General features: G+C 60.0%; 12 protein-coding genes. 4 read left to right on the top strand and 8 right to left on the bottom strand.

Annotated features, from left to right (window positions below):
• Positions 1-47: 47 nt before the first annotated feature.
• Together V8Z65_RS05840 and V8Z65_RS05835 are read left to right on the top strand one after the other, a co-directional pair.
• Entirely contained in the window at positions 48-836 is a 789-nt protein-coding gene (locus V8Z65_RS05840; RefSeq protein WP_338723143.1) for an SDR family oxidoreductase, read from the top strand.
• 59 nt (positions 837-895) lie between these two features.
• A complete protein-coding gene (locus V8Z65_RS05835) occupies positions 896-1894 on the top strand; it encodes an NADP-dependent oxidoreductase (protein WP_338723141.1) in 999 nt (332 codons plus the stop codon).
• 116 nt (positions 1895-2010) lie between these two features.
• Here the strand turns inward: V8Z65_RS05835 and V8Z65_RS05830 are convergent, their stop codons facing one another.
• From V8Z65_RS05830 to V8Z65_RS05800, 7 genes are all read right to left on the bottom strand, one after another.
• Positions 2011-2463, bottom strand: a complete 453-nt coding sequence (locus V8Z65_RS05830) for a hypothetical protein (protein ID WP_338723140.1) — start codon at positions 2461-2463, stop codon at positions 2011-2013.
• A gap of 3 nt (positions 2464-2466) precedes the next feature.
• Positions 2467-3249, bottom strand: a complete 783-nt coding sequence (locus V8Z65_RS05825) for a TIM barrel protein (RefSeq protein WP_338723139.1) — start codon at positions 3247-3249, stop codon at positions 2467-2469.
• Positions 3250-3286: 37 nt separating this feature from the next.
• A complete protein-coding gene (gene iolE / locus V8Z65_RS05820; RefSeq protein ID WP_338723138.1) occupies positions 3287-4207 on the bottom strand; it encodes a myo-inosose-2 dehydratase in 921 nt (306 codons plus the stop codon).
• Between the two features lie 30 nt (positions 4208-4237).
• Positions 4238-5254, bottom strand: coding sequence for a Gfo/Idh/MocA family oxidoreductase (locus tag V8Z65_RS05815; RefSeq protein ID WP_338723137.1), 1017 nt, complete (start codon positions 5252-5254; stop codon positions 4238-4240).
• A 65-nt stretch (positions 5255-5319) separates the two neighbouring features.
• Positions 5320-6108, bottom strand: a complete 789-nt coding sequence (locus tag V8Z65_RS05810; protein ID WP_338723135.1) for an ATP-binding cassette domain-containing protein — start codon at positions 6106-6108, stop codon at positions 5320-5322.
• Positions 6108-7232, bottom strand: a complete 1125-nt coding sequence (locus tag V8Z65_RS05805) for an ABC transporter permease (RefSeq protein ID WP_338723133.1) — start codon at positions 7230-7232, stop codon at positions 6108-6110. The genes V8Z65_RS05810 and V8Z65_RS05805 overlap by 1 nt, the downstream gene beginning before the upstream one ends.
• A gap of 110 nt (positions 7233-7342) precedes the next feature.
• Complete coding sequence (locus V8Z65_RS05800; protein WP_338723132.1) at positions 7343-8296, bottom strand: sugar ABC transporter substrate-binding protein; 954 nt, start codon at positions 8294-8296, stop codon at positions 7343-7345.
• A gap of 176 nt (positions 8297-8472) precedes the next feature.
• On the opposite strand from V8Z65_RS05800, the gene V8Z65_RS05795 reads away from it, so the two are divergent.
• Complete coding sequence (locus tag V8Z65_RS05795; RefSeq protein ID WP_338723131.1) at positions 8473-9471, top strand: LacI family DNA-binding transcriptional regulator; 999 nt, start codon at positions 8473-8475, stop codon at positions 9469-9471.
• Between the two features lie 142 nt (positions 9472-9613).
• Here the strand turns inward: V8Z65_RS05795 and V8Z65_RS05790 are convergent, their stop codons facing one another.
• The gene (locus V8Z65_RS05790) at positions 9614-10696 is read right to left on the bottom strand and encodes a LacI family DNA-binding transcriptional regulator (protein ID WP_338723130.1); all 1083 of its coding nucleotides are present in this window, start codon (positions 10694-10696) and stop codon (positions 9614-9616) included.
• A gap of 151 nt (positions 10697-10847) precedes the next feature.
• Here V8Z65_RS05790 and V8Z65_RS05785 point away from each other — a divergent pair, with 151 nt between their 5' ends.
• Positions 10848-11873, top strand: a complete 1026-nt coding sequence (locus V8Z65_RS05785; RefSeq protein WP_338723129.1) for a sugar ABC transporter substrate-binding protein — start codon at positions 10848-10850, stop codon at positions 11871-11873.
• Positions 11874-11945 lie beyond the last annotated feature (72 nt).

Genomic DNA, 11945 nt, shown 5'->3' with positions numbered 1-11945 from the left:
TATCCACAATGATGATGATCATCATGTAAAAACCAAAGAGATCCGTTATGACCAAGCTGCCATCTGTCCTCATCACCGGCGCCTCATCGGGCATTGGTGCAACCTATGCCGATCGCCTGGCCCGGCGCGGCCACGATCTGGTTCTGGTCGCCCGCGATGGCGCGAGAATGGAAGCGTTGGCCGCCAAGCTCAGGCAGGATACCGGGGTCGCCATTGATATTCTTCGCGCCGATCTGACCAACCGCGACGATCTGGCCAACGTCGAAGGCCGCCTACGCGATGACGAGAAGATCGGCATTCTGATCAACAATGCCGGCGCCGCTCTCAGTGGTGCATTCGACCAACAGTCGCTCGACGATATCGAACGTCTGGTTGCGCTCAACACGACCTCGGTGCTGCGGCTTGCCAATGTCGCCGCCAGTCGCTTCGCAAAAGCGGGCGCCGGCTCGATCATCAATATTTCTTCGGTCGTCGGCCTCGTTCCCGAGTTCGGCCAGACCGTCTACGGCGCCACAAAGGCCTTCGTCACCTTCCTGTCCCAAGGCATGAACCACGAACTGGCACCCAAGGGCGTCTATGTGCAAGCCGTGCTGCCATCCGCCACAGCCACCGAAATCTGGCAGCGCGCCGGTGCCGATACCAGTGCCATGCCGACCATGATGACGGTGGACGAGCTGGTTGATGCGGCCCTAGTGGGCTTTGACCGCCGCGAGACGATCACCATTCCTCCGCTGCCCGAGGCGGCCCAGTGGGACAACTACCAAGCCGCTCGACACGCCATGCTTCCCGGCTTTGGGAATATGCATCCCGCGGAGCGCTACCGCATCTCCAACTGATCGCTGTCGACCCTGCCGCACCACCTCGCCGCATTTGTCGGTCAACTGGAAGTTACATCATGAAAGCCTATCTCCTCGATCACTACAAACAGGACGCATTACGCTTGGGCGATATTCCAATGCCAGAGACGGGCGATGGTGACGTCCTGATTGAGGTCCATGCGGCGGGGCTCAACGTGCTCGATTCCAAGATCCGCAGTGGCGAGTTCAAGGCCATCCTGCCGTATAAGCTGCCGTTCGTCCTGGGGCATGACGTTGCTGGCGTTGTGGCTGAAGTGGGTCGAAATGTGCGGGATTTCAAGCCCGGCGACGCGGTCTATTCGCGTGTCCCCGATGGCCGCATCGGCACGCTGGCCGAGTTCATTGCCGTGAAGGCGGACGACGTCGCACTGAAGCCTTCCAACCTGACCATGATCGAAGCTGCATCCATCCCCCTGGTGGGCCTGACGGCCTGGCAGTCCCTGGTCGAGCGCGCAGACATCCGGAAAGGCCAGAAGGTACTGATCCACGCCGGTTCAGGCGGCGTCGGTACCATTGCCATTCAGTTGGCGAGGCACCTCGGTGCCACTGTCGCAACGACGGCAAGCGCGGCCAACAAGGACCTCGTCACGACATTGGGCGCCGATGTGGTCATCGACTATCACAAGGAAGCCTTCGAGAAAGCGCTTTCGGGTTATGACGTCGTCCTCCACAGCCTTGACGCCGAAACGCTCGAAAAATCGCTGGACGTCCTCAAACCCGGCGGCCAGCTCATCTCCATTTCGGGTCCCCCCGACCCTGCCTTCGCCAGGCAGCAGGGCTTCCATTGGGTGCTTCAGTTTGGTGTACGCCTAATGAGCTCCAGCATCCGCAGGAAAGCTAGGGCCCGGAAGGTCAACTACTCGTTCCTGCTCATGAAAGCAGATGGCGCGCAACTGCGTCAGATCACCAATCTACTCGAAGCGGGGACGATCAAACCGGTGATCGACCGTGTTTTTCCGTTCGGCGCCGCCAACGAGGCGTTGGCCTATATCGAGACAGGCCGCGCCAAAGGCAAGGTCGTCGTGCAGATCAAGTAGGGCTACCAGGATACGCCGGGCATCTCACCCGGCGCAGATCGACGGCTGGCGCCGGGTAGCCCTCTCGCCAAGCGCTGGACAGTATCGAGCATAACCCGGGTTTCCCCGTGCGTCCCTCAGTTTTCAGCGACCCGCCAGTTTACTGCGACCCGCCAGTTTGCAGCCCGTTGAAAGAGCTGCTGCATAGGCATGGGTTCATCAAGGGCAGGCCCCCCCTCATGCTTGTAAACTAAAGCCTGACGTAACGAGATTATGGTGAAAACGCCCGAGTTCGGGAAGCCAAACGAATTGAAGGGTTCAGCGCCCCACCGACTAACCGTCGGCCAGTTTTCCGTTGCGCCGCTCTCGTATAGAACCGCGAGTATCATGTCCCATTTGCCGGACAGACCCCATTTTCGCGCGTTGCGATAAGCGGAAGTACCGCCGTCGACCGTGCTCCAAATGCTATCCTGCTGCAGCACTTGAGCGATGACGTCGACGTGGCCAAGACACTTCAGACAAAGCTGCCTAGGATAGCCTGCAAAGACATCTGGGAGAACGGTCGGCCACCATCGCTGCAGGGCAGACAAGGCTCAGTCGTCCAAGGTGAAGGCTTCGCGGAAGGCGACAAGTGCCGCATCGGCGTCCCCGATTGCCCATGCTTCCATGCCGATGGGGCCGTCATAACCCATCTTGGCGAGTGCCTTGGCAATACCACGCCAGTTCACTTCGCCCGTGCCGGGTTCAAACCGGCCGGGTACGTCCGCAACTTGGATTTCCCCAATCCAGGGCAGCGACTTTCGGCACAGCTCGATCAGATTACCCTCACCGATCTGGGCGTGATAAAGGTCGAGGTTGAGGCGCAGCCTTGGGTGATTGATCGCCGAAACCAAAGCCAGTGTATCCTCGGCGCGGCCAAACGGGACGCCCGGATGGTCAACTGGTAGATTGAGATTCTCGAGTGTGAAGGTGACGTTCTCATCGTCGGCCAGATCGCATATCCTGCGCAGGGTATCCTCGGCTTTGAGCCACATCGCGCCGGTGACGACCTCGATGGGGCTAACGGGCAGGCCCCGATCGCCCAGCCCCGTGCCATGAAGGTTGAGCCGCTTCACTCCCAGGCGTTTGCCGATGCGGGCGGTTTCGCGCGCAGTGGTCAGCAGCTCCACGGCGCCTTCGTCATCGGTGAGGCGACCACGCAGATAGCCATTCATGATGGTGAAGTCGGCGCCAGTCTGCTCTAGCTTGGCGATATCGTGCTCCGGCCAGTTCCAAAGGCCGACTCCGAAGCCCAGCTCCTTGAGGCGTGTGGCCCGCCATTCGATGGGCTTGTCGCGCCACAGCATCTCTGCGCAGGCTGCCAATAGGAATGCCATTCCGATCTCCAAGTAGCTGTGCCGGCAGAAGCGGGCTTCAGGTGTTGTGGGGTGCCGGCAGCACGTGCTGGCGGACAAACTGATTGGCGCGCGTCACGGTCGCCAGCGGCGGGAAAAGCTCGGGATTTTGTTCGGCCTCAACGACGAGCCAACCGGAATAGGCGCTATCGACCAGGAAACGCGACAAGGGCGCAAAGTCGATGACGCCGTCACCGGGTACGGTGAACATGCCTGCGCGGACGGCGTCGTTGAACGTGAGGTCGTTGCGCCGGACATGATCGAGCACCTGCTGCCTGACATCCTTGAGGTGGACGTGGTCGATACGGGCACCGAACTCGACGATGAGGTGGTTGTAATCGAAGCCAGCTGCATAGGCGTGGCCGGTATCGAGCAAGAGCCGCACATCAGGCGAGGTTGACCGCATCAGGTTGCGGACTTCCTCAAGCGTCTCGGCCACCATCATAAGATGGTAGTGGTAGACGATCTTGAGACCGAAGCGGCTCTCGATGTGGGCGGCAAAGCGCGAAAGGCGCTCGCAATAGGCGGGCCACTCGCCTTGTTCAAGGCGAAGGCGCCCCGACATTGGAATATCCAGGGCATTCTCGGCCATCCGGCCGCATTCGCCATAGACCAGCACGCTAGCGCCCAATGTCTGGAGCAGGGTGGCATGATTGACAACCGCTTCGCATTCTTCCTCGAAGGAGCGATCCGCCAGGAAACCCGAATACCAGCCAGACGCCAGTTGCAGGCCGTGCTGGTTCAGCAGACGTCCCAGTTGAGCGGCATCCGAGGGGAAAGCGCGGCTCAGTTCAACACCTTGGAAGCCGGCGACCGATGCCTCGCTGAGCACTTGGGAGGCCGTCGTGTTTGCGCCGAATTCCTGCAGCACCTCGTTGACCCAGCTAAGCGGGCTAACGCCGATCCGAATTTGCCCAGGTTGGTTGTTCAGTTCGGGCATGGTCTCTCCCCTGCCAGGCCGATGCCGACGTCAGGCGACGACGACCGGCCCCTTGGCTTCGACGGACCGGATAGCGGCCAGAGCAATGGCAAGCGCGTTGCGGGCGTCGCTGCCGGTGGGCCCCTCGATGAGCTTGCCCGCCCGAACCGACCGGACGAAAGAACCGAGCTGAGCGGTATAGCCATGGATGAAGTGATCGGTATCGCGGCGCCAGGTGTCGTTGGAGACACCGTTGGCATCGAACAGGGTCATGCTCGAACGGCGCACATCGCCCATGGCCACCATGCCGGCGGAACCAAACACTTCGCCGCGGATGTCGTAGCCGTAAAGGGCCGAGAAGTTGGCCTCGGCGACAGCGACGGACCCATTGTCGAAGCGGATGGTCACGACCGCGGTATCAAGGAAGCCGTCGCCCTTGGCGTCGGGGCGGACCAGGGCTTCGCCGATCGCATAGACTTCTACCGGCTTGGCACCGGGATTGAGCCAGAGGAGCGTGTCGAAATCGTGGATCAGGGTTTCATAGAAGATGGTCCAGAGCGGAACGCGCGCGGGATCAGCGCCAAACGGACCGGGGTCGCGGGTCAGCGAACGAATGAGTTGCGGCGTGCCGATTTTGCCAGCGTCGATCGCGGCGCGGCCCTCTGCAAAAGACGAATCCCATCGGCGGTTGAAACCGACCTGTAGGGGAACGCCTGCCTTCTTGGCGGCGGTGATTGCCCGATCGGCATCATCTAGCGTCAAAGCCATCGGCTTCTCGCAGAAGATGGCCTTTCCGGCTTCAGCGGCCTGCACCAGCAGGTTGGTGTGGAAGCGGGCCGGAGTGGTGATAATCACTGCGTCTACGCCGGGATGAGTGAGAAGGGTTGCCACATCGTTATACGCGTTGGCGACGTCGAGTGAGTTAGCCAGTTTGGCGGCGGCGCCTGGCGCCGGATCGGCGATGGCTACAAGTTCGGCGTCCTTTAGGCGGCGGGCGACAGTCTCGCCGTGAAATGAGCCAATGCGACCAGCGCCGATGAGGCCGAAATTAATCTTCTTGGTGGACATGAAAGTCTGTTCCGAGGGTAGTCATAATGGGAAGGCCGCTACGGATGGTGCGGCCAGTTCGTTGGTCAAATCGTGCCGCCAAGCTCTGCGGAAAGCGACTGCATTTCCTTGCCGCCCGCCATCAGGTTCTGCAGTTCGTCGATCCCGATCTGATCCTTGGTGAAAGTGCCGAGCGTCCGTCCGCGATTGAGCACTGTGAAGCGGTTCCCGACGGCAAAGGCGTGTCGGACATTATGGGTGATGAAGATCACACCCAGGCCCTTGTCGCGGACCTGGCCGATATATTTGAGCACCATCGACGTCTGCGCGACGCCCAGTGCTGAGGTCGGCTCGTCCAGGATCAGCACCTTGGCGCCGAAATAGACCGCACGCGCGATGGCGACACACTGGCGCTCGCCGCCCGACAACGTGCCAACGGCCTGCTGCGGGTCGCGCACGTCGATGCCGATGCGCTTCATCTCGTTGCGCGTCACATCATCGGCCATGGCCATATTCATCTGTCGGAACGGCCCCCACCCCGTCATCGGCTCGCGGCCCATGAAGAAGTTGCGGGTGACCGACATCAGCGGGATCATCGCTAGATCCTGATAAACGGTGGCGATACCGGCATCGAGCGCGTCACGCGGACTGCCGAATGTCCGCGGCGTTCCGTCCACGAGAAAGTCGCCACCTGTAGGCCTGTGAACGCCGGCCAGGGTGTTGATGAGCGTCGATTTGCCGGCGCCGTTATCGCCAAGTAAGCAGTGGACTTCACCTGCCTTGATACTGAGCGAAACGCCGTTCAGGGCGATAATCGAACCGAAGTGTTTGACGAGGTCTTTGACTTCAACGAGCGGAGCTTGCACCTGGGACACTAGCGTTCTCCCGTAACGCGCTTGCGGATGACATTGTTGAAGATGACCGCGATCAGCAGCATGGCGCCCAGGAAAACCAGGTACCAATCCTGGTCGATCGACGTGTAGGTGAGCCCGATCAGGACCATGCCGAAAACGATCGATCCGAGAAACGCGCCGATTGCCGAACCGTAGCCGCCGGTGAGCAGGCAGCCGCCAATGACCGCAGCGATAATCGCCTCAAATTCCTTCTGAAAACCTCGACGAGCATCCGTGGAACCGGCGTCAAGTACCGTCAGGATGGCGACAAGGGTCGCGCAGAGTGCAGTGAGAATGAAGAGGGTTGTCTTGACGTGAGAGACCGGCACACCAGACTTGCGGGCGGCCTTGGCATCCCCGCCGGATGCGAAGATCCAGTTGCCGAAGCGCGTACGCAAAAGAACCCAGGTGGCGACGAGCGCGAAACCGATGAACCACAGGATTTCGACCGGAATGCCGGGCACAGTGGGCGTGCCGTTCGCAAAGGTCTCAATCATGCCGCGTTCAGCAAGCCACGTGAACAATCCAGGAAAGGCGTCGCCCGAAAAGACCGATGCCAACGGATCGCCGGCGACCGCCTCTTTCATGCCTCGCAACTGCGTCGCGCCGCCGCTGGCCCACTTCAGGCCAACCAGCGTGAGGCCGCGCAGAACAAAGAGAAAGGCCAATGTGACAATGAAGGAGGAAAGACCGGTCTTCATAGTCACCTGAGCATTGACCACGCCCACGCCAACCGCGAATGCGGCGGTGAAGAGTATGGCAACACCCAGAGGCAGGTGCCAGACAACCAGCGCCGTTCCAAACACCAAACCCGCGAATGCGACCATGGAGCCGATGGACAGATCGAACTCGCCTCCGATCATCAAAAGGGAAGCGCCGATGGCAAGGATGCCGAGCTGCGCAGCTGGGGCCATGAAGTTCATGATGCCCGCAAGCGTGAACATCGCAGGATTAGCGGTCAGCAGGAAGAATGCTGTTACCAGGACCAAACCTGCTAGCGCGCCCAGTTCCGGGCGGCGCAACAGTGAGGTAACCAGCGACACCTTCTTGATGCGCTCGTCAGGTGGCATGAGATCAGGGCCCGACGTTTTGGAGATGCCGTTCATTTAGGGGTCCTCGTCTTCGAGACGGGCGCGGCGATCGAGCATCTAACCGCGCTACCAATCCAATTTGTGTGGCGGCCCCCGTGTGGAGCGCGGGAGCCGCCTTCCGCAGCTTAGCGAATGCCTTCGGAGGAAAGGGCGATCACCTGAGCGGCTGTATCCTGCGTCACGAAACTCGGTCCCGATGCGACGTTGCCGGCCGGAATGGTGCCGTAGCGAGCATTGAGGGCGAGGAACGTGACCGGCAGATATCCCTGCAGATATGGCTGCTGGTCGACGGCGAACAACGCTTTGCCATCAGCCACTGACTGCAGGAAGCTCGCCGAGAGGTCGTAGGAAGCGACCTTGACCTTGTCACCGACACCGAGCTTCTCAACAACGGCCACGGCCCGTTCACCAACGAGCGGAGCCGACAGGCCAAGGATCAGGTCGATGGAGGGATCGGACGTGATAGCCGCCTGAATCTTGGCTTCGATCTCGGCTGGATCCGCGCTCGTTGGCAGGGTCGTCACCTTGCCCCCCTCGAAACCCTGGGTCACGCCTTGGCAACGCTGATCCAGAGCGGCATTGCCCACCTCCTGGTTGACGCATAGAACGTGGGTCAAACCGAGTCCCCTGAGCTTCTCGCCGACGGTGACACCAGCGGGCAACTCGTCCTGGCCAACGTGGAGCCGAATGCCCAGGCCCGCCGCCGCGGCGATACCCGAGTTCATCGAGATCACCGGGATGCCCGCGGCGACCGCGCGATCGATGGACGCCCCAAGGGCGTCAGGATCCGGATTTGAAATTATGATGCCGGCGGGTTTCTGGTTCACAGCAGCGTCGATGAGCTGCGACATGGCGACCATGTCGAACGTTTCCGGAGCGCGGTAGTCGACGGTCACGCCGCTATCGGTCGCGCCTTGGGTCATACCGTTCTTAACGATGGACCAGAAGGGGTCCGACGCCTGGCCGTGAGTAACGGCGATGATGCTGATGTTGTCCTGGGCCTGGACAGTCATGGCAGTATTGACGGCGAGGCCGACGGCAAGCGCACCAATGGCGAGCTTTTTGACGATGGATTTCACGATGTTCCTCCCCTTTTGCTGCTCGACGCTCGAGCGGCTTCTAGGCATTGCTACCGGGTGCAAATGTTTTTGCTACCGGGTGCAAGTTCCTTTACGTTAGGGTAGATCGTAAAAAACGCAAGTGCCTATTCCAAAAAAAATTGGTATGGAACGATTGTTCTATTTAGTGAGGGAACATGACGCAAAAAAGAGCCACGGCGCGGGACGTCGCGCAGGCCGCTGGAGTCTCGAAATGGACGGTTATGCGGGCCTTTACGCCTGGTGCCTCCATAGCGGACGACAAAAAGGAGCGCATCCTGGAGGCTGCCGCGACGCTAAACTACACACCGAATCTGTTGGCCCGAAGCCTCGCGAAGAACCTTACCCATCAGGTCGCAGTGTTCGTTGATGACTTTGCAAACCCGCAAAAGCTTCCCTATCTCGAGGCTCTGACCACGCGCTTGCAGGCCGAGGGCATCGTGACGATGTTGATCAACATCAACAAGCATTTTGACCATGTCGGCGCGGTGATCAATGCCGATCAACGACAGGTCGATGCGATCGTTCTATTCGGCACCGCGTTCCGCAACGAAACTCTCATGGACAAGCGCTTGGGGCGAATTACCCTGCCGCTCTATGTCTTGGCGCGAGACAGTCAGATTGACGGCGTTCCAGCCGTAGTTTGCGACGCCCAGCTCGCCCTCACCGAGATCGTGAACCATCTTCACCAGCGCGGCTATAGGAGGCCGGGGTTTATGTCAGGTGCGCACGTCCTGTCCACCGCCCTAAGACGCCAACATTATTTTCGGGAATTTTGGACCCAGCACGGGGTCTCGGAGATCGCCGAGATGTCAGCCGATCGCTATAGCCATGAGGCCGGAGCGTACGCCATACGGGCTTATCTTGACGTCACCCCCGCTGAGGAGCGGATCGACGTTCTGATGTGTGAGAACGACATTTTAGCGCTTGGCGCGATGGACGCGATAAGAGGCACGTATGGCCTAAGGGTGCCCGAAGACATCGCTGTTGTCGGCTTCGACAACTTCGAGCTTGGTGGAACGCCTGCATATGGGCTGACCACTTACGAGCAACCGATCGACCGTATGGTTGACGAAGTGGTAGGAATGGTGATGGGGAGGCGCACGGCCGAAAGCATAATGCTGCCGGGAAGGTTGATTGTCCGCACCTCGGCGTAAAGGTCACCTCGTCGCTGACGACAACCGGGCTACTCAGCGGCACCAGAAGTGTCCGTTCTAACAGCGTTTGCGAGTTCCCAAAAGCAGCCGGATCGCTCAGGGCACCGCAACGGCCCCAGGGGCGAACACCCAAGCAGCCCGGCTACAACTCGCAGTTATAACGCGTATGCACTAGAATGGGTGACGTCCAAGGCCTGGACTCGATGCCCCTGCGCTTTTCACCGATCCATCTGACGGCAGCCGCGAGTTCCGCGGAAAAGTCGTGTGAGATTACATAGTCCATCGTGCCGTCTTCGAGCAGCTTCTTGGAGCGTTGCGTAAGTTCATGGCCCACGAACGTCGTGTCCTGCGCAACCCCGGCCCTTTCTAGAGCCATCGCTATGCCTCGGTTTGCGCCGGCTACGTTGTAAACCGCAGCCGGTGCGCCGTTGCTTTCGATATAGCGCATGATGTGCTCGAAAGTCGTCCCAGGGACGTCGTCTGAGACCACACGATCATCTATTCTTAGATGCGGAAACTCAGTGCGCAGAACCCTGCGGAACCCCATTTCGCGTTCCTGTTGGCACCGAAAAGGAACGCTGGTGGCCAGCAGGACACGGTGTCGCTCCTTTGGCACCGCCTTGCCGATCAGTTGACCGGCCACACTCCCGGCCGCATACTGGTCGTTGCCAATGTAGGCGCTGCGCCGTGAACTGGGCAGATCGGTGGTCAGGCACACGACGGGGATACCGATGCTTTCCAGCCTTCTGATCGCGCCGTTGAACGCTGGGTGTTCGCGAGCAATCACAACCACCCCGTCTGCCAATGCCCCTTCGCCAAGCATGGAGGCGGCGAATGTCGCCGCCTCCATGGCGCTGGTCATCACGTAAGAACCCGTCACCGTTGCGCCCCGCACCGATCGGTTCACGTGTTCTACGGCGCTCGCCATGGCCGCGTTGAATGTCTCGCCGGACTCGCAGAGCAGCCGAATATTGAGTGTTGTGGCTTCTTTCCCATGATCGCTGGTCAACTTGCCCAGCGCTTCATTAACCCTTCTCCGGGTCCTTTCCCGCACGCCCTGCCGGTTGTTTAAAACCCTGTCCACGGTCGCGGGGCCGACCCCAGCGACTTCCGCGATCTCTCGGATCGTCGGCCCCCGCCAACTTGAAGCCTCTTCGTCGTCTCGCATGGGCTCCTCAATGAGGTCATTCGCATCAAAAAAACTTGTCACAAGCGCGAACTTCAAACAAGTGACGAATTGCTGCTTGCTTTGATCACAATGATGGAAATCAAATCAGAAAATGCCAGATGTGGCGCTTTTCTGATGTGATTAGCGACAATATGTTCACCCGGCCGTGCTTCAGCAAATGCACGGACTGCAATAGAGGGAGGAACTCATGCAGATCGCCAAGAATATCGCCGTTGCGGCGCTTTTGGTCACCACGGCCTTGAGCGGGGCCGCTTCGGCCCAGGAGGAGAGCTATCGCTTCGTGATGGTCTCGCACATCGGCTCGAACGACGCGAATATGGGATGGCTCACCGAGTCGCTGAAAACTTTCGAAGAGAAGTACCCAAACGTCAAAACGGAATACATCTCGACCAACAACTATTCGGTGCAGGAGCACGTGCGCCTTCTGGAACAGGCCATTTCGACCAATCCGGACGGAATTGCCGTTCCCATCGTGGACTCGGACGCCTTCGAAGGGCCGCTGCGTCGCGCCATCGAAGCGGGCATTCCGGTTGTTGCCTTCAATATTCCTGACAGCCGTCCGGAAGGCGAACGCATCCCCTACCTGACCTATGTCGGGGGCGATGAGTACCTCACCGGTCTGCATCTCGGGCAGTACGCGCTGGAACAGGCCAATGCCGGCACCATTCCGATGCCGACAGGCGTGGTTTGCGCCAGCCACGACGCCGCCCATCAGGGTCTCAAGGCGCGTTGCGCCGGCATGAAAGCGGCATTGGAAGGTACAGGAGCCAAGTTTGAAGAGCTGTTCATCGGCGCGGAGCCGTCGGCAGCTCGCAACACACTCCAGTCCTTCATGCAGGCCAATTCTGACATCAACTACATCTTCACTGTCGCCGGTTGGTCCTCCCCCTGGGCGTGGGGTGTCGCCAACGATATGGGCCTTAAGCCCGACGTGGACAATGAAGGCGTTACCGTTCTGACCGTGGACGAAGCTCCAGTCTCAATCGAGGGTATTCGGGCGGGCCACCTTCTGGCAGCCAACAGTCAGGGGTTCTGGCTGCAGGGCTATGCGCCGATGGAATGGCTCTACTGGAACAAGACCTTGGGCTATGAGCCCAAGTCGGATATTCTGACCGGTCCGGTGATCATCAACGCCGACAACGCGGACAAGTGGGCCGAACTGGTTCGCAGTGTCTTCGGCGATGAAGAGTACGACAACCAGAATACTTGGTAGTTCGGCTCCTCCCAAGGGGCGGGTGGCGCGAGGTCGCCGCTCGCCCTCAGTGTTTCTTACGTCCAGCTCGCG

Origin of the sequence: Devosia sp. XK-2 (assembly GCF_037113415.1) — a bacterium.
In the GTDB taxonomy this organism is placed as follows: Bacteria; Pseudomonadota; Alphaproteobacteria; order Rhizobiales; family Devosiaceae; genus Devosia.
Note: the sequence above shows the minus strand (reverse complement) of the source record. Positions and strands in the feature narration are given on the sequence as shown.